Annotated in this window: 10 protein-coding genes; 9 read left to right on the forward strand and 1 reads right to left on the reverse strand. The window is 67.2% G+C overall.

The genetic code is table 11. The features are described from left to right. Window positions 1-287 precede the first annotated feature (287 nt). The 8 genes from ON20_RS00490 (at window position 288) to ON20_RS00525 (ending at window position 15,496) form a co-directional block, all read left to right on the forward strand. Window positions 288-1,322: an alpha/beta hydrolase gene (locus ON20_RS00490; RefSeq protein WP_083864417.1), complete on the forward strand. Its 1,035-nt coding sequence runs from the start codon at window positions 288-290 to the stop codon at window positions 1,320-1,322. Between the two features lie 257 nt (window positions 1,323-1,579). Further along, on the forward strand, window positions 1,580-3,349 hold the full coding sequence (locus tag ON20_RS00495) for an alpha/beta hydrolase-fold protein (protein WP_040832780.1): 1,770 nt from the start codon (window positions 1,580-1,582) through the stop codon (window positions 3,347-3,349). A gap of 274 nt (window positions 3,350-3,623) precedes the next feature. After that, entirely contained in the window at window positions 3,624-4,166 is a 543-nt protein-coding gene (locus ON20_RS00500) for a DUF732 domain-containing protein (RefSeq protein ID WP_040832781.1), read from the forward strand. A gap of 14 nt (window positions 4,167-4,180) precedes the next feature. Then, window positions 4,181-5,152, forward strand: coding sequence for a cutinase family protein (locus tag ON20_RS00505; RefSeq protein ID WP_051161309.1), 972 nt, complete (start codon window positions 4,181-4,183; stop codon window positions 5,150-5,152). Window positions 5,153-5,300: 148 nt separating this feature from the next. Next, window positions 5,301-6,320, forward strand: coding sequence for an LLM class F420-dependent oxidoreductase (locus tag ON20_RS00510; RefSeq protein ID WP_040832782.1), 1,020 nt, complete (start codon window positions 5,301-5,303; stop codon window positions 6,318-6,320). Window positions 6,321-6,510: 190 nt separating this feature from the next. Further along, a complete protein-coding gene (gene fadD32, locus ON20_RS00515; protein WP_040832783.1) occupies window positions 6,511-8,421 on the forward strand; it encodes a long-chain-fatty-acid--AMP ligase FadD32 in 1,911 nt (636 codons plus the stop codon). A gap of 260 nt (window positions 8,422-8,681) precedes the next feature. Then, entirely contained in the window at window positions 8,682-13,955 is a 5,274-nt protein-coding gene (pks13, locus tag ON20_RS00520; RefSeq protein WP_040832784.1) for a polyketide synthase Pks13, read from the forward strand. Next, window positions 13,952-15,496 (forward strand): acyl-CoA carboxylase subunit beta, encoded by a 1,545-nt coding sequence (locus tag ON20_RS00525; RefSeq protein WP_040832785.1) that lies wholly within the window; start codon window positions 13,952-13,954, stop codon window positions 15,494-15,496. The genes pks13 and ON20_RS00525 overlap by 4 nt, the downstream gene beginning before the upstream one ends. Window positions 15,497-15,591: 95 nt before the next feature. On the opposite strand, the gene ON20_RS00530 is transcribed toward ON20_RS00525, so the two are convergent. Beyond that, a complete protein-coding gene (locus ON20_RS00530) occupies window positions 15,592-16,092 on the reverse strand; it encodes a peptidylprolyl isomerase (RefSeq protein ID WP_040832786.1) in 501 nt (166 codons plus the stop codon). 179 nt (window positions 16,093-16,271) lie between these two features. Between ON20_RS00530 and ON20_RS00535 the strand changes: the two genes are divergently transcribed. Then, the gene (locus ON20_RS00535; RefSeq protein WP_040832787.1) at window positions 16,272-19,598 is read left to right on the forward strand and encodes an arabinosyltransferase domain-containing protein; all 3,327 of its coding nucleotides are present in this window, start codon (window positions 16,272-16,274) and stop codon (window positions 19,596-19,598) included. Window positions 19,599-19,856: the final 258 nt, after the last annotated feature.

Raw genomic sequence — 19,856 nt, forward strand, 5'->3', positions numbered from 1 at the left:
TAATCCATCCCGCCGAGACATCAACGGGCGAAGGCGGTAGTGTCACGACACAATCACAGAGTGTCCATGGGCGCATTTCGGCCACCGGGCTGCCTCGGCCTTGCTAAGGCAGGCGTGGTCGAATATCGTCCAGCGAGCACATCTGTGACCAGATCGTTGTAGCGTCGGCGGTGATGTATCGGATAGGTCGAAAACCGGTAACGAACCGATGGCGCTCGCCGACAAAAGGGTGCTGTCCACGCGGTGTGGCGGATGGCATCACAGACAGCAGAAAGAGAGCGGAATTCATGCGTTTCGGCAGGGCGGCCGCCCCGAAGAGCAGAACGGGGCGGCGGGGTGCACCTCGCGGTTGGCGTAACCGGATTCTGGCCATCGGCGCCGCGGCACTCGCACTACCGGTAGCGGCCGGTATCGCGGCCCCGACCGCCGCGGTCGCAGCGCCCGCGCACGCGCCGGTGCTGCGGGCTCCCGCCGGTGGCTACGAGGAACTGATGGTTCCGTCCGGTATGGGCCCGATCAAGGTTCAGGTCCAGTGGGCCGCGCGCGGTGGCGATGCGGCGCTATACCTGCTCGACGGTCTGCGCGCGCGTGACGACCGCAATGCCTGGTCGTTCGAGACGAACGCGATGGAGCAGTTCCGCAACGACAACATCACGCTGGTCATGCCGGTCGGTGGCCAGTCGAGCTTCTACGCCGACTGGTATTCCCCGAGCAATACCAACGGCCAGAAGTTCACCTACAAGTGGGAGACGTTCCTCTCCAAGGAACTGCCCGCCTTCCTGGCGAACTACGGCGTCTCACCCGTCAACAACGCGATCGCCGGCCTGTCCATGGGTGGTAGTGCCGCCCTGACCCTGGCCGCATACCACCGCGACCAGTTCAAGTCGGCCGCCTCGTACTCCGGCTATCTGAACATCTCCGCGCCGGGTATGCGTGAGGCGGTCCGCATCGCGATGCTGGACGCGGGCCGCTACAACGTCGACTCGATGGCCCCGCCGTGGAGCCCGCAGTGGCTGCGGATGGACCCCTTCGTCTTCGCTCCCCAGCTGAACGGTCTGCCGATGTACATCTCGGCGGCCAGCGGTCTGCCGGGCCCGTACGACAGTCCCGCCTCCGCCGTCGGCGCGTTCAACACCGGTAACGCCATGGCGCTGGAAGCGCTGTCGCTGGTGAACACCCGGGCCTTCCAGGCGCGTCTGGGCTCGCTGGGCATCCCGGCCCACTTCGAGTTCCCGGCGGTCGGTACGCACAGCTGGCGGTACTGGCAGGATCAGCTCGCCGCGTCCCGGAAGATGTTCCTGGACTCCACCAACGGCTGGTGACCTCGAACCCGTAGCCAACTCGAAAGGCGCCACCCGCTTCCTCGGGAAGCGGGTGGCGCCTTTCGTATTCGAGGGCACCGGTACCTGGCAACGACCTGGTCAACCCTCCGCGCGTCGCTACGGCATCCGGGTGCCACCACGGTACAAACGGGTGTGTGGCAGGGGTAACAGGCGGGAATGGGGGCGAGCCGTGGGCGGGTCGACGCCGGCGGCGGTCGATTCGTCGATGCCTGGCGGCGCTGGCGACCGCGCTGGTGATGCCGTGGGGGACGAGCCATACAGCGGCCGTCGCCCAGCCGTCCGCCGCCGCGGCGGCGGCGACGATACGCGATGTGATCTGGCTCACCGACCGGCATGTGGCGTTGTGGGTGGATTCACCGTCCATGGGTACGCCGATCCAGGTGCGGCTACTGCTGGCCCGGGAGTGGAACACCAGGCCCGACGCGAAATTCCCGGTGCTGTACATGCTCGACGGTCTGCGCGCCACCGAGGAGGACAGCGGCTGGGTCACCGATACCGGCGCCGTGGATTTCTTCGCCGACAAGAACGTCACGGTGGTCCTTCCGGTCGGCGGCCAGTCCAGTTTCTACTCCGATTGGCTGGAGCCCGACAACGGCAAGAACTACAAGTGGGAGACATTCCTGACCAAGGAGTTGCCGCCGCTGCTGGAAAGCCAGTGGCGGGCCGGAGCGGTGAGGGGACTGGCAGGCCTGTCGATGGGCGGTACCGCGTCCATGTTCTTGGCCGCCCGCAATCCCGGTTTCGCGAAATACGCCGCGTCCTATTCGGGTTTCCTCACCACCACCACGATGGGAATGCCGCAGGCCATCCAGCTCGCCATGGCCGATGCGGGCGGTTTCGATTCCACGGCCATGTGGGGACCGCCGGATAGTCCCGAATGGCGGGAACACGATCCGCTTCTGCTGGCGGAACGGCTGCGGGGCGTCGGTCTCTATGTTTCCAGCGGTACCGGCGCATCCGGCGACCGCGACCGGGGCAGCGATATCCCCGGCATCAGCACCAATATGGCCGGTATGGGGCTGGAGACATTGGCCCTGATCACTTCCCGGAATTTCGTTGCCGAACTGGGGAAACTGTCGATTCCGGTGCAGGTGAACTATCGCCCGGCGGGTACCCACACCTGGCCGTACTGGGATTTCGAAATGCGTCAATCCTGGCCCTATGCCGCCGCCGCCCTCGGGGTGCCCCTCGATGAACCGCACTGCGCTCCGGGCGGCTCGATCGGCGTGGTGGCCGGAGCGAACTCCTGGCTCGGGGACTGCCTCACCGGCGAATACTCGGTGCCGGGGGGCCTTGCCCAGGACTTCCGCCGTGGTCGGGTGTTCTTCTCCGAGGAGAGCGGAGCGCAGCCGGTGGCCGGCATGATCGGCGGCGGATACCAGGCCGCGGCGGGGCCGGGAGGCCCGTTGGGGCTGCCGACCGGTCCGGAGCAGCCGCTGCCGGACGGGCGTGGACGTTTCCAGCCGTTCCGGTACGGTTCGCTGTACTGGACTCCGCAGACCGGGACGCAGCCGGTGCGCGGCGAGATCCTGGCCGAATGGGGAAGGCAGGGCTACGAAGGCGGGCCCGCCGGCTACCCGATCGGGCCGGAGTCGAGAACACCGCACCGCGACGGCGCCGTGCAGGGCTTCGAACATGGACCGATGTATTTCTCCCCGGCCACCGGATCCCATCGGGTGCAGGGACTCATCCTGGACAAATACGCAGCACTCGGCTACGAGAACAGTCGGCTGGGTTTTCCCACCGACGAGGAACTACCGCTGAAGGACGCCGGCCGCTTCAGCCGTTTCGAGGGCGGGAACATCTACTGGACCCCGCTTTCCGGCGCCTGGGTGGTGCTCAACGGTCCGATCATGGACGCGTGGCGGGAAGTCGGGTTCGAGAACGGAAGGCTCGGGTACCCGGTGGGTGACGAGTTCGCCGTTCCCGGGGGCGTTCAGCAGAATTTCCAGGGCGGTTTCGTCACTATCCGGGACAACCGGGCCGAGGTTCACCCTCCACGCTGAGGAAGCCGTTTTCGCACATCGGGCGGTGCTGTCGGGGCGGCGCGCGTGAGTCGGCGGGGTGGCCTTCCGCCGTTGTCCGACGCCTCGGGCGGCGCTGTCGGCAGCACGCACTTCGGAGGGCGACCCGGCATCGAGCCCGTTCGGGTATTACCCTCGGTGATCGCGCCCTGCCGGTCCGCGGCCGACGGTGAAACCGAGAGGTTCGCGGCCGAGATCCGAGGGGCCTCGAACCGGCCGTGCCGAAAGCGCGGCGAAGGACACGGACAGGATGTGTATGTATCGGACCCGAGGCAAGGTTTTCGGCGTGGTAGCGGCGATTGCCGTTTCCGGTCTGCTCGCCGCCTGTGGTGACAATGATTCAACGGCGACGAGTACGCCGACATTGTCGTCTTCGGCGACCAGGGCGCCGCAGTCCGCGAGCTCGAACGCCGAGGCACCCGCGCCGGCGCCCGAAGGCGAGGCCACCGGTGCCCCCGAGGGGGAACCGGCTCCGGAACCGTCGGTCGCGCCGGAGCGTCCGGCCCCCATGCCGCCGCAGGCGGTGCCCGCGCCCGAGGGCGGTCAACTCGGCAACAAGGAGCAGAAATTCCTCGATGAGCTGGGCAAACAGGGGGTGACCCCGTCCAGCCCGGATATCGCCCTGAGTATCGGCAACTATGTCTGCCAGGGGCTCGCGCAGGGTGAGCCCGAGGAGAGTATGGCGACCTTCGTCAACGCGATGGCCGGTTCCGATCCGTCTTTCGACCCGGCCAAGATGCCGGTTGAGCAAGCAGGGCAGATCTACATCGACACCGCCAAGCAGCACTACTGCCAGTGAGTGCGCGTCGCTTCGTGGCATCCCGTCGGTCGCGACCGACGGGATGCCTGATTCTGCTCGCGGCCGCGGTGCTGATCGTCATCGTGATACTGCTGCTGTGGTATCTGCTGGCGGGACGCTTGCGGGAGCCGGAGCCCGGCCCGAAGCCGCCGCCCGAGCGCCCCACCAGCCAGCCCGCGAGCTGCCCGGATGTGCAGTTGATGTCGATTCCCGGTACCTGGGAATCCAACAGCGGTGACAATCCGCACGACCCGGCCGCGAATCCGGCGTCGCTGATGCTGCATGTCACCAATGCGGTGCGGGAACGGTTCCCCGAGGGGCGGCTCGAGATCTACACCGTGCCGTATGTGGCACAGTTCTCCAACCCCATCGCGTTCCCGCCGGACGGCCAGGCCTCCTATAACGTCAGCCGATCCGAGGGCACCCAGCGTGCCATCGATGCCTTGGCGGCCCGCCACGCGGAATGTCCGCTGACCACCTACGTGCTGGCCGGGTTCTCCCAAGGGGCGGTGATCGCCGGCGATATCGCGGCCCAGATCGGCACGGGCAACGGTCCGGTGCCGGCGGATCTGGTGCTCGGGGTGACCCTGATCGCCGATGGTCGCCGCAGCGGCGAGCCGGGGCCGGGACAGGCGATTCCGATCGGTGAGGTGCCGGCCGGGATCGGCGCGGAAATCGCGCTCGGCGGTCTGAACGTTCCCGGGATCACCATGACCGGTCCGCGCAGCGGGGGGTTCGGGGCGCTGGCCGATCGCACGTACACGATCTGCGCGCCGGGCGACCTGATCTGCGATGCCCCGCGGCAGGCGCTGAACCCGGTCAATATCTTCGGCAGTCTCGGCACCCTGGTGCAGGCGGTCGGCAATCCGATCCACAGCCTCTACAACGGCTTCGTGGTCGATTCGAACGGCACGACGGCCACCCAGTGGGCGGCCGATTGGGCGGCCGGTCTTATCGAGTCGGCGCCCCATCCGCCACATTCCTGATCGGGTGATGTTATGACCGGCAATGGACACAGTATGTGGAGCGCCGGGTCGCGCGGGATAGACGGTAAAGTGCGCTGATAATCGTGCGCCCGTCGCTTTCCTCGCCCGGGGTGCGCAGTAATCTTCCGATAGCCAGGAGCATGAGTTCATGACAGAAGCCGCCGCACCGGTTGGTGAGTTGAGCGCGCTGGGCACCCCGCTGCGCAAATTCCGTTTCGCGGCCGCCGGGGAGGGAAACAAGCAGGAGGGTGGCGCGCGCAAGTTCATCCAGACGGCGCAGCAGGCCGAGGAGTACGGCTACGACACCTTCGTGGTGCCGGATCATCTCGGCGACCAGGTCGGGCCGATCGCCGCCCTCGGCGCGCTGACCCAGGCGACCGAGAAGATCCGCCTGGGTACCTCGGTACTGGCCAACGGTTTCCGTCATCCGGTGGTGCTGGCCAAGGACCTGGCCACCATCGATGTGCTGTCCAAGGGCCGGCTCGAGGTGGGGATCGGCGCCGGTTGGAAACAGGACGAATTTCTGGCGGCGGGGCTGCCCTACGAACGGCCCGGGGCCCGGCTGGCCAAACTGGAGGAGACGCTCACCATCCTGGACGTGCTGCTGCGGGGCCAGGAGTGCACCTTCGAGGGCAAGTACTACCAGGTGAACGGTGTCAAGGGCACTCCACGGCCGCGGCAGGGTCCACGGCCGCCGCTGTGCACCGGCGGTGGTGGGCCGAAGATGCTGCGGCTGGCCGCCGAGCACGCCGACATCATCTCCGTCGTACCGATCACCAACTCCAACGGCAAGGGCATGCTGTCGAGCATCACGATGGAGAAGACCATCGAGAAGGTGCAGTTGATCAAGGAGGCGGCCGGGGACCGATTCGACCAGATCGAGCTGAACTGGGCGATCACCGCGATCGTCATCACCGACGACCGGGAGAAGACCGCGGAAATGGCGCTGTCGGCGCTCGACCGCGGACTGCACCCCGACCTGGAGGTCGATGTGAAACTGTCGGTGGAGGAAATCCTGGACTCGCCGTATGTGGCCATCGGCACATTCGAGGAGATCGCCGAGCAGATGCGCCGGGTGCGACAGCTCACCGGCATGTCGTATGTGGGAATCTTCCCCACCCAGATGGATGCTTTTGCACCCGTGATTCCTCTGCTGAGAGATGAGTGACCGCCTCTTCTCTGTACCATGTCTCTGGTTTGAGAACATTTAGCCGATAGCGGTCACCGCGCAGACCGCACCCCAAATCCGCTGGTCGGCCCTCCACCGGGAGGGTGTCCGCGGGCGAAAGCGAGTCGGGGCCCCACAGGTGACAACGGCGATCTCGTCGTCTTACTGCGTGTGCCTCGGAGGAGAAGGAATGGACGAGACTTTCGACGACTACCTGGACGAGAGCGGGAACATCTCAATTCCCGACGATCGCACCCTGGTCGACCACGTCGAGAAGCACACCAGAAATGACGCGAACACCTTGGCGTACCGCTACATCGATTACTCGCGGGAGCGGGACGGTGAGGTACACGAGCTGACGTGGCGTGAGTTCGGTATCCGGCTGCGCGCGGTGGCCGCCCGACTCCAGCAGGTCACCAAGACCGGTGACCGAGTTGCGGTGCTCGCGCCGCAGGGGCTGGACTATGTGATCTCCTTCTTCGCCGCCATCTACGCGGGCACGATCTCGGTGCCGCTGTTCGACCCGGAAGAGCCCGGCCACACCGACCGCCTGCACGCCGTGCTCGGCGACTGCAAACCCTCGGCGATCCTCACGTCCAGTTCGTCCGCGGCCGGTGTGCGGCAGTTCTTCCGTTCGCTGCCGGCCGCTGAGCGCCCGCGCATCATCGCGGTGGACGCCATTCCGGACAGCGTCGGCGAAAGCTGGATACGCCCGGACATCTCAGTGGACGATATCGCCTACCTGCAATACACCTCGGGTTCCACCCGGACCCCGGCGGGGGTGGAGATCACCCACCGCGCGGTCGGCACCAACCTGCTGCAGATGGTGGACGCCATCAAGCTGGACGAGAACTCGCGAGGTGTCACCTGGCTGCCGCTGTTCCACGATATGGGTCTGCTGACGGTGATCCTGCCCGCGGTGGGCGGCAAGTTCATCACCATCATGTCGCCGACCGCGTTCGTGCGGCGGCCCTATCGGTGGATCAAGGAGCTGGCCGCCGTGTCCGATGGTGCGGGCACCTTCGCGGCCGCGCCGAACTTCGCCTTCGAGCATGCCGCTGCCCGTGGCCTGCCGAAGAACGGTGAGTCGCTGGATCTGTCGAATGTCATCGGCCTGATCAACGGCAGCGAGCCGGTTACCACCTCGTCGATGAAGAAGTTCAACGAGGCGTTCGCGCCGTACGGTCTGCCCAAGACCGCGATCAAGCCCTGCTACGGTATGGCGGAGGCGACGCTGTTCGTCTCGGCGACCAAACACGAGGACGAGGCCAAGGTCACCTATGTCGACCGTGTCGAGCTGAACGCGGGCCGGATGGTGCGGGTGGATCCGAGCGCGGAAAACGCCATCGCCCAGGTGAGCTGCGGTTATGTCGCGCTTTCCCAGTGGGCGGTGATCGTCGATCCGGATTCCATCGAAGACGGCGCACGCGAACGGCCGGATGGTAACGTCGGCGAGATCTGGCTGCACGGCAATAATATGGGCATCGGCTACTGGGACCGGCCCGACGAAACCAAGGCGACTTTCCAGAACAAGGTCGTCCACCGGCTCTCCGAGGGCAGCCACGCCGAGGGGGCCGCCGAGGACGCGAACTGGATGCGCACCGGTGACTACGGCGTCTACTTCGACGGCGAGCTCTACATCACGGGCCGGGTCAAGGATCTGGTGATCGTCGACGGCCGCAACCACTACCCGCAGGACCTGGAGTTCTCCGCCCAAGAGGCCAGTTCCGCGCTGCGGCCCGGTTTCGTCGCCGCCTTCTCCGTACCCGCGAACCAGCTGCCCGCCGAGGTGTTCGCGCAGGGCAGCCATTCGGGTCTGAAGTTCGACCCCGAGGACGCCTCCGAACAACTGGTCGTCGTCGCCGAGCGCGGTCCCGGTGCCGGCAAGGCCGACCCGGGGCCGATCGCCGACGCGGTGCGCGCGGCCATTTCGCAGCGGCACGGGGTGACCGTGCGTGATCTGCTGCTGGTGCCCGCAGGTTCGATTCCGCGCACATCCAGCGGCAAGATCGCCCGTCGCGCCTGCAAGACCGCATATATCGAGGGAACTCTACGGGGCGGGTACACCCAGCAGTCCTTCCCGGACGCGCCCGAGGAATAGGGGTGCTGTTCGGCGCCTGGGTGCACGTGGCTCCCCGACTCGGCTTCGTGCGGGGCCGAACCTCATCGGCCTCGCGGGGGTTCGCCCCGCGGGGTGCCGTTTCGATCAGCGGTGTATGCCGCGGCTTCGTCGGGTCGGCCGGACATGCCGGTGTTCGAAGACAGGCCTGGCCGCGAACCTCGAATAGTGTCCGGGAAGAATGGCCGCGGTGCGTCGACCACACCCCGCGTGCCGTACATCAACAGGTAGCTTGAGGACTGATGGCTGAGAACGAGGGCACGCCCCACGAGACGACCGAGAACCTTCCCGGGCCGGCGAGTGCCGACGGGACCGGTACGGACGCGCCGTCGTCCGGCGCGAATACCGAGCTCACGGTGGCCGAGCTCCGAGAGTGGCTGCGGCGCTGGGTGGCCGAGGCCACGGGCCAACCGCTGGAGAACATCACGGTGGACCGGCCCATGGAGGAGTTCGGGCTGGCCTCCCGCGACGCCCTCGCCCTCGGCGGCGATATCGAGGAACTGACCGGGGTGGTGCTGAACGCGACTGTTGTGTACCAGCATCCGACCATCGCCTCGCTGGCCGATGTGATCGTCAACGGCGACCCGGAACTGCCCGCCGAGGCATCGGACGATCTGTTCTACACCGCCGGGTACACGCCGGGCGAGCAGCGCGATATCGCCATCGTCGGCCTGTCCACCCGACTGCCGGGCGCCGGTGACACCCCGGAGTCGACCTGGGAGTTCCTGATCAATCGCGGTGACGCGATCCGTGATCTGCCACCGGGGCGGTGGGCGGAGTTCCTGGATGAGCCGGACCTGGCCCAGGCCGTCGCCGAGGGCAATACCCGCGGCGGCTATCTGGGCCAGGACGTGATCACCGGCTTCGACGCGGAGTTCTTCGCCATGTCGCCGGTCGAGGTGGAGCGCGTCGATCCGCAGCAGCGGCTGATGATGGAGCTCACCTGGGAGGCGCTCGAGCACGCCCGCATTCCGGCGAGCGAGCTCAAGGGTGAGTCGGTCGGTGTGTTCATCGGCAGTTCCACCAACGACTTCCAGATGATCTCCGCGCTCGGCCTGGGTGAACAAAGCCCCGATGTCCCGGCCTCGGCTCAGGCGTACGCGATCACGGGCAGCTCGACGAGCATCATCGCCAACCGGGTGTCCTACTTCTTCGACTTCCGTGGGCCGTCGGTGGCCATCGACACCGCCTGCTCGTCCACCATGGTCGCCGTGCACCAGGCGGTCCGCGCGCTACGTGACGGCGATGCAGACATTGCGCTGGCCGGCGGGGTGAACATACTGCTCATGCCGATGACCACACTCGGTTTCGACAAGATCGGGGCGGTGTCGGCGGAGGGGCGGATCAAGGCGTTCTCCTCCGATGCCGACGGCATGGTCCGCTCCGAGGGCGCCGGCCTGGTGGTGCTCAAGCGATTGGCCGACGCCGAACGCGACGGTGACCGCGTCCTCGCCGTCGTCAAGGGCTCCGCGATCAACAGTGACGGTCGTTCCAACGGTCTGGTCGCACCGAACCCGGACGCACAGGCGGATGTGCTGCGTCGGGCCTACCGCGACGCGGGAATCGTGCCGTCCACCGTGGACTACATCGAAGCGCACGGCACCGGCACTCTGCTCGGTGATCCCATCGAGGCCGATGCCCTGGCCCGGGTGGTGGGCCATGGGCGTGATGTTGATAAACCCGCACTGCTCGGCTCGGCCAAGACCAACTTCGGCCATTTGGAATCCGGTGCGGGTGCGGCGAGCCTGGCCAAGGTGGTCATGGCATTCCAGCACAATGTGCTGCCGCCGAATATCAACTTCGCCGGCCCCAATCCGTATATCCCCTTCGAGCAGGCCCGGCTGAAGGTTGTCGACGAGCCGACGGAGTTCCCGCGCTACAGCGGGGTCGCGACCGTCGGCATCTCCGGTTTCGGGTTCGGCGGTACGAACGCGCATATCGTGCTGCAGGAGTATGTGCCCGCCGCCGCGACCGAGACCGCGGAAACCGGTTCCGCGGATCTCGAGACGGCCGGCGCGGTCGACGGGGCCGAGGCGGTCATCGCCGCGAGTGCCGCGGCGAAATCCGAAGCGCCCGAACCGGAATGGTCGACCGACCGGGAAGAGCCGCTGCCGGTGATCCTCGCGGTCTCGGGGTATCTGCCGTCGCGCCGCCGTCGCGCCGCCGCGGACCTGGCCGACTGGCTGGAAACCGAGGAGGGTCGCCGTACTCCGCTCGAGGATGTGGCGCGGTCGCTGGCCAAGCGCAGCCACTGGCGCTCCCGCGGTGTCGTGCTGGCCAAGACGCACGAGGAGGCCGTCGCCGGGCTGCGTGCCGTCGCCGCGGGCAAACCGGGGCCGGGGGTGTTCACCGCCGACGCCCCGGCCGCGCAGGGGCCGATGTGGGTGATGGCCGGTTTCGGCGCCCAACACCGCAAGATGGGCAAACAGCTCTACCGGGAGAACGCGATCTTCCGCCGCGCCGTCGACGAGGTCGACGAGCTGGTGCAGGACGAGGCCGGCTATTCGGCGCGCGAGATGATCCTGGACGACGCCCAGGACTACGACGTCGGGACCTCCCAGGTCGGTATCTTCACCATCCAGCTCGGCCTGGCCGCGCTGCTGCGCGCGCACGGGGCCGAACCGGCCGCCGTGGTCGGTCATTCGATGGGCGAGGTCGCCGGCGCCTATATCGCGGGCGGTCTGCCGCTCGAGGACGCGGTGCGGGTGATCTGCGCCCGCTCGCGTCTGATGGGTGAGGGCGAGCAGATGCTCAGCGACGCCGATGTGCGCAATATGGCCCTGGTGGAGTACAGCGCCACCGAGGTCGAGGCGCTGCTCGACGAATTCCCCGATGTCGAGGTCGCGGTGTACGCGGCGCCGACCAACACCGTGATCGGTGGTCCGGTGGACCAGGTGGCGGCGATTGTCGCGCGGGTCGAGAAGGCGGGCAAATTCTCCCGTGTCCTGCAGACCCGCGGCGCCGGGCACACCTCACAGATGGACCCGCTGCTGGGCGAATTGGCCGCCGAGCTGGCCGGTATCGAACCGACCAAGTTGGAGGTCGGCCTGTACTCCACGGTCGACAAGGACCAGTACTATCGCCCCGGCCACGACCCGGTACACACCGTGGACTACTGGGTGAAGAACATGCGCCACAGCGTGTACTTCACCAATGCGGTCAAGCTGGCGGTCGACAGCGGGATCACCACCTTCCTGGAGCTGGCGCCGAATTCCGTTGCGCTGATGCAGGTGCTGGGCACCACCTTCGCCGCCGGACTGCACGACGCGCAGTTGATCCCCACGCTCAAGCGCAAGGAAGACGAATCGGCCGGCGTCATCGCCGCGTTGGCGCAGCTGTATGTGCACGGCCATTCGGTGGACCTGACGTCGCTGCTGCCCGCGGGCGATTACGCCGACATCCCGCGGACTGCCTTCGTCCGTAAGCCGTATTGGCCCAAGACCCGCGCCTTCGTCTCCAGCGGGGGCAATTCCCGGCTGCCCGGTGCGCATGTCGCGCTGCCGGACGGCCGGCACGTCTGGGAGGTACCGGCGTCCGCGGTCACCGATCCGGTGGTGCTGGTGCGCGCGGCCGCGGCGCAGGTGCTCACCGATGTCTCGGTGGGTGCGACCGTCGCGCACGGCGCGGTTCCCGCGGCGGGCACGCTGACCACGACACTCACCCCCCATCCGGGCGGTGCCTCGGTGCAGGTCCATGCTCGGGAAGAAGCCGTGTTCCGGCTGCTGTTCGACGCGGTCGTCACCGCCGGCGGCGCTCCAACCGCCTCTTCCGCCGAAGTCGTTGCCGCGCCGAAGTCCGCTCCGCTCGCCGATGCACCGGCCGCGGCGGTGCCGGACACCGCGGGCTTCGGCGAACGCTGGGACCCCCGCAGCGGCCAGACCGTCGAGGAACGTCTGGCGCTGATTGTGGCCGAATCCATGGGTTACGCCGTCGAGGACCTACCCATGGAGATCCCGCTCATGGAGCTCGGTCTGGATTCGCTCATGGCCATGCGGATCAAGAACCGGGTCGAATACGAATTCGATATCCCCCAGTTGCAGGTGTCGGCGGTACGCGATGCCAGCCTGCACGAGGTCGGCAAGGTGTTGCGCTACGCCATCGAGCACCGCGACCAGGTGCAGGCCATGGCCGATCAGCAGGCCGCCGCCCGCGCCGCCGGAGAATCGGGCGGCCTGACCGTGGACGACAGTTTCGTCGCCGCCGCCAAGGCCGCCATGGAAGCGGGTTCGGACCCGGTCGCCGCCCTGACCCATGGAACGGGAGGTGCCGAGGACGCCGCCGCGAGTGCCGAAACGGTCGAAACCCCCGCGGAATCCGCTCCGGATTCGACGGAAACCGTTGCCGAGCAGTCCGTTCCGGCCGCCGAGGCCGCCGCGCTGTTCGGTGGTGCTCCGGAGACCGGTTCCGCCGACGGCAATGTCCCCCCGCGCGACGCCGCGGAACGGCTGACCTTCGCCACGTGGGCCGTGGTCACCGGTAAGTCGGCCGGGGGTATCTTCAACACCCTCCCGATCCTGGACGAGGACACCGCCGAGAAGCTGGCGGCCCGGCTCACCGAGCGGGTGGGCGCCGAGATCACCGTCGACGATGTGCTCGACTCCGAAACCATCGAAGAGCTCGCCGATATCGTGCGCACCCTGCAGGACAGCGGTGCCGATGTGGACGGTTTCATCCGTCCGCTGCGCGCCCGCCCCGAGGGGTCTACCGCCGTTCCGGTCTTCGTCTTCCATCCCGCCGGCGGCAATACGCTGGTCTACGAGCCGCTGCTCAAGCGTCTACCCGCCGACACCCCGATGTACGGGTTCGAACGGGTGGAGGGGTCGATCGAGGAACGGGCCCGCCAGTACGTGCCCGAGCTGCGCAAAATCCAGGGCGAGGGACCGTATGTGCTGTACGGGTGGTCGTTGGGCGCGGTTCTGGCCATGGCGGCCGCCCAGATCCTGCGGTCCGAGGGCGCCGATGTCCGGGTCGTCGGATTGATCGATCTGGCGATCCCCACCGAGCCGGAGGACAACAGCCCGGCCGAGCGGATCGCCCGGATGGAGCGCTACCAGGCCTTCGCCAAGAAGACCTACGGGGTGGAGGGCGAACTGGGCCCGGAGCAGCTGCGGGAACTCGCGGAGGCGTCCGATGAGGAGCAGTTCAAGATGATCTCCGACCTGATCAGGATGACCGGCGCCAAGATTCCCGGCGGCGTCCTCGAACATCAGAAGACCTCGTGGATCGAGAACCGCGCGCTACAACAGGTGCAACCGACCCACTACGACGGTGACGTCGTGCTCTACCTGGCCGATCGCTATCACGACGGCGCGATCGAACTCGAACCCCGCTACGCCCATCGGCGGCCCAACGGCGGGTGGGACGAGTACCTGCCGAACCTGGAGATCGTCCACATCCCCGGAGACCACCTCCAGATCATCGATGAGCCACGCATCGGCCGGATCGGTGCCGATCTGACCGCTAAACTCGCGGAAATCAGCACACGGGGGGGCGTGGTCGCGAAAGGGAGCAAGTGAGCACTACCGCCGAGAAACTCGCCGATCTGCGCAAGCGTCTGGAGCTGGCCCAGGAACCGGCGGGAGAAGCCGGCGTGGCCAAGCGGGCGAAGAAGGGGATTCCCAGCGCCCGCGAGCGGATCGATATGCTGCTCGATCCGGGCACCTTCGTGGAGGTCGGCGCGCTGGTCCGGCGTCCCGGTGACCCGTCGGCACTGTACGGCGACGGTGTGGTGACCGGCCACGGGCTGGTCGACGGACGTCCGGTCGCGGTGTTCTCGCACGATCAGACCGTCTACGGCGGTTCGGTGGGTGAGATGTTCGGTCGCAAGGTCGCCGCGATCATGGAGTACGCGGCCAAGGTCGGCTGCCCGATGGTCGGCATCAACGACTCCGGCGGGGCCCGGGTGCAGGAGGCGGTGTCCTCGCTGGCCTGGTACGCCGAACTGGGCAAGCGCCAGGAACCGCTGTCGGGCATGGTGCCGACCATCTCGCTGATCCTGGGCAAATGCGCGGGCGGCGCGGTGTATTCGCCGATCAACACCGATGTGGTGGTGGCGACCGAGGACGCGTCCATGTTCGTCACCGGTCCCAAGGTGATCCGCGAGGTGACCGGCGAAGACGTGAGCCTGGAAGAGCTCGGCGGCGCACACAGCCAGGCCCAGTACGGCAATATCCATCATGTCGCCAAGGACGAGCAGGCCGCCTTCCGATGGGTGCGCGAATACCTGTCCTATATGCCGACCAGCTGCCAGGAACTGCCGCCGATCGTGAATCCCGGTATGGAACCGGAGATCACCGAAACGGACCGGGAACTGGATTCGATGATCCCGGACGCCGATAACGCCGGCTACGATATGCACGAGATCCTGCTGCGGATCTTCGACGACGGCGCCTTCCACGAGTTCGCCGCCGAATCCGGGCGCAATATCATCACCGGCTTCGCCCGGGTGGACGGCCGCAGCGTGGGTGTGGTGGCCAACCAGCCGATGGTGTACGCGGGTGCCCTGGACGCCCGGGCGGCGGACAAGGCCTCGCATTTCGTGCGGCTGTGCGACGCGTTCGAGATTCCGCTGGTGTTCGTCGTCGACACCCCCGGCTTCCTGCCGGGTGTGGAACAGGAGAAGATCGGCGTCATCAAGCGCGGTGGCCGATTCCTGTTCGCCTTCGTGGAGGCGACGGTGCCGAAGGTGACCGTGGTGGTCCGCAAGGCCTACGGCGGTGGGTATGCCGTGATGGGTTCCAAACAGCTGGGCGCCGATGTGAACCTGGCATGGCCGACCGCGCGGATCGCCGTCATGGGCGCGGAGAGCGCGGTGAGCCTGATCGGCGCCCGACAGATCGCCGCGGCACCCGATGATCGGAAGGCAGCCGTCCGACAGCAGATGATCGACTTCTACAACACCACCGTGGCGACGCCGTGGGTGGCGGCCGAGCGCGGTTTCATCGACGCCGTCATCGAGCCGTCGACGACCCGGCTGGAGCTGCGCAGGGCTCTGCGCCTGCTGCGCGACAAGAAGGTCATCCGCAACCCGCGCAAGCACCATCTGCTGCCGTTGTAAGAGGATCCCGCCGCGCTCGGTACCGAGCCGGCCGGTCCGCCGGCACCGGCCCGGACCCGGCGATCATCCGCGCGGGCCCGAACCGAGCGATGCCATCAGCCGGCGATATTCGCCGACTCGATCACCACGTTCTCGACCGGGACATCCTGGTGCATGCCCTTCGACGAGGTGGACACCCCCGCGATCCGGTCCACCACATCGGTGCCCTCGGTGACGGTGCCGAACACCGCATAACCCCAACCCTGGCCCGACGGCTGGGTGTGGTTGAGGAAGTCGTTGTCGGCGACGTTGATGAAGAACTGGGCGGTGGCCGAATGTGGATCGTTGGTCCGCGCCATGGCGACGGTGTACTTGTTGTTCTTCAGCCCGTTGGCCGCCTCGTTCTGGATGGGCGCCTGGGTGGGCTTCTGCTGCATTTCGCCGGTGAAGCCGCCACCCTGGACCATGAAGCCCGGGATGACGCGGTGGAAGATCGTGCCGTCGTAGTGCCCGGATTTCACGTATTCCACGAAATTGCGCACGGTGTTGGGCGCCTTCGCCTCGTCCAACTGGAGGCCTATGGTGCCGAAGTTCGTCTCGAGATTCACCTTGGTCATGCCTCTACCTTTCCATTACCGCCACACAACCCCTCGCATTCGGGGGTGTTTCGGCGCCGATTCTGCCGGAGATACCCACTTCCCTTTACCCGGGCGAGCCCCTTGGATAACCCACGATTCCGCGTGTCCGGTGTAGTTGGTCCGACCGGAGCACACCGGCCCGGCTAGCATGGCTAGCCGTGTCAGGAGTCGCCATTGCAGTACCGACGAAGACTTCGCCCGAACCCACGACGGTCTCACCCAAGGACTTCCGGGTAGCGCGCTTCGTCGCCGTGGTCTTGGGAGCGTTGGGGGCCTTGTTCGCACTGGCGACGCCGTTTCTGCCGGTCGTCCGGACAACGGCGACACTGAGTTGGCCGCAGCACGGGGTGCTCGGCAACGTACAGGCGCCGCTGATGTCGCAGGTGCCGACCGAGCTCACGGCGAGCATTCCCTGCGCGACGGTACAGCAGCTGCCCCCGCAGGGCGGCATGCTGCTGGCCACCGCGCCGCCGCAGGGCGACCGGGCGGCGCTGGAGGCGCTGTTCGTGCGGGTCTCGGCGACCTCCGTCGACGTGGTGGACCGCAACGCGGTCGTCGCCTCGGCTCCGCGGGAGGATATGTCCGACTGTTCGTCCATCACCATCGGCTCCGATATCGACCGTACCCACGCGACGTTCCAGGGTCTGACCACCGACGCGGGCGACCCACTCGAGGGGGAGCTGCTCGGCGACCTGCGTCCGCAGGTGGTGGGCGTGTTCACCGATCTGTCGGGCGCCGTACCCGAGGGTCTGGCGTTCGATATGACGATCGACACCCGGTTCAGCTCCAGCCCGACGCTGATCAAGCTGGTCGCGATGATCGCCGCGGTGTTGTGCACGCTTATCGCGCTGGGTGCGCTGGCCCGGCTGGACACCAGCGACGGCCGCGGACATCGCCGGTTCTTCCCGGCGAACTGGTTCAAACCGACCTGGGCGGATGCCGCGGTGATCGGCACCCTGGTGCTCTGGCATTTCATCGGCGCCAATACCTCCGACGACGGCTACATCCTGAGCATGGTCCGGGTGGCCCCGGACGCCGGCTATATGGCCAACTATTTCCGCTGGTACGGCGTGCCGGAGGCGCCGTTCGGCTGGTACTACGACGTGATCCAGCTGTTCGCGGAGGTCTCCACCGCCAGCCCGTGGGTGCGCCTGCCGGCACTGGTCTGCGGAATCCTGTGCTGGATGCTGATCAGCCGCGAGGTGGTGCCGCGTTTGGGCCGGGGCCTGCGCGGTATGCGCGGTAGCCGCGCGGTGCAGCTGCGGTTCGGCAGTGTCCCGCTGTGGACCGGTGGCCTGGTCTTCCTGGCGTTCTGGCTGCCCTACGACAACGGTCTGCGTTCCGAGCCGATCGTCGCGCTGGGCGCCCTGCTGACCTGGGTGTCGATCGAACGGGCCATCGCCACCGCCCGCCTGCTGCCCGCCGCCGTCGCGGTGCTGGTGGCGGCGTTCACCCTGGCGGCGGCGCCGACGGGCCTGATGTGTGTGGCGGCGTTGCTGGCCGGTATCCGTCCGATAACCCGGCTCGTGGTGCGCCGGCATCGCGAACATGGCACGGCGGCACTGTTGGCGCCGATCGCCGCGGCCGGGGTCCTGGTGCTGACCGTGGTGTTCACCGACCAGACCTTCGCCGGGATCATGGAGGCCAACCGGGTGCGGCAGCTGACCGGTCCGAACCTGGCCTGGTATGAGGACTACCTGCGTTACTACTACCTGTTCGTGGAAACCGTCGACGGTTCGCTGTCGCGCCGGTTCGCGTTCCTGGTGATGCTGCTGTGCCTGTTCACCACGATGCTGGTGCTGCTGCGCAGGCGCCGGGTGCCGGGTATCGCCACCGCCCCGACCTGGCGGTTGATGGGCGTGGTCTACGGAACGATCTTCTTCATGATGTTCAACCCGACGAAGTGGACGCACCACTTCGGCGCGTACGCGGGTATCGCCGGTTCGTTGGCGGCGGTGACCGCGGTGGCGGTGTCGGCGACGGCGCTGCGGGCGCGCAAGAATCGGGCGATCTTCCTGGCCGGTCTGCTGTTCGTGCTGGCCGTGGCGTTCTCCGGGATCAACGGGTACTGGTATGTGTCCAGCTACGGTGTTCCGTGGTTCGACAAGCGGGTGTCGTTGAGCGGCTACCAGTCCAATACCGCGGTGCTGATCCTGTTCGGGTTGGCACTGGTTCTGGTGGCCTGGCATTCGCTGCGCGAGGGGTATGCCAAACCGCCGAGTTCGCCGCGTACCACGCGCGGTCGGCGGATCCGCAAATTCGCCGCCATCCCGTTGACGCTGGTGGCCGCGGCCATGGTGCTGTTCGAGGTGCTATCGCTGGCGAAAGGCGCCTATTCGCAGTATCCGGCGTATTCACTGGCCCGCTCGAACATCGACGCGCTCACCGGCGAGTCCTGCGGTCTGGCCACCGATGTTCTGGTGGAGACCGATCCGAATGCCGGGCTCCTGCAGCCGATCGTCGACCCGGCGAATCCGCCCACCGATCCGAACGACCCGCTGGCCGGTGTCGATCCGGTGGGCTTCGATCCCAATGGGGTGCCCGACGATCTGTCCGCCGATGCCGTCGAGGTGAAGCCGGGTACCGGCAATACCTCCACCCAGTCGGTGGGTGCGGCGTTCGCGGAGGGACAGAGCGCGGGCACCGGGGGCGGCCACGGTGCGCTCGGTGTGAACGGCAGCACGGTCGCGCTGCCGTTCGGCCTGAACCCGGCCACCACTCCTGTGCTGGGCAGTTACCAGGACGGGGTGCAGCAGCCGGCGCATCTCACCTCGAGCTGGTACGCCCTGCCCGAGCGTTCGCCGGACGCGCCGCTGGTGGTGATCAGTGCGGCGGGCCGCATCCTGTCCTATGACGACACCGGCGCCATGCAGTACGGCCAGTCGCTCGTGGTGGAATACGGCACACGGCAGTCCGACGGTACGGTCACGGCGCTGGGCACCTACCTGCCGCGCGATATCGGTCCGTTCCCGTCGTGGCGGAATCTGCGGGTGCCGTTGGACGAGCTCGCACCCGAGGCCGATGCGGTGCGCATTGTCGCCAACGACCCGATTCTGATCGGCGACCAGTGGCTGGCCTTCACCCCGCCGCGGGTGCCGAGACTGCAGACGATCAACAGCTACCTCGGCTCCGAGCAGCCGATCCTGCTGGACTGGGCGGTGGGCCTGCAGTTCCCCTGCCAGCGGCCGTTCTACCACCGCAACGGTGTGGCCGAAGTGCCCCGCTACCGCATCCTGCCCGACCGGCCGCTGGCGGTGAGCTCCACCAACACCTGGCAGGCCCAGGAGTTCGGTGGGCCGCTCGGCTTCTCGCAGATGCTGGCGAAGTCGGTCACCGTTCCCACCTACCTGCGTGACGACTGGGCGCGGGACTGGGGTTCGCTGGAACGCTACGACCAGTACTACGAGGCCGGCCCGGCGGAATTGGAAACCGGGACCGCCACACGCTCCGGTCTCTGGAACCCGGGCAGGCTGCGGGTGTTCTGAGCTGCCATAGCGATGCACCGGTGGAACACTGCTGCGGGCCGCGACGTGGAACCGGCGCCTGTCGGCGCTGGTCTCCTTCACCGTCTGGGCGAACCGCCAGGAGTTGGCGGCCACCAACCCCGCCAGATGCCTGACCTGGGCCGATGAAATCGCGTTTACGTGGTGACAGCAGTTCTACCGATTACCCGAATCCGGCCGCGACATCACAACCGAATCCCGTCCACCACGGAACGAGGCTCAGCTTTGGGCCCTTCTCTT

Origin of the sequence: Nocardia brevicatena NBRC 12119 (genome assembly GCF_000308495.1) — a bacterium.
GTDB lineage: Bacteria > Actinomycetota > Actinomycetes > Mycobacteriales > Mycobacteriaceae > Nocardia > Nocardia brevicatena.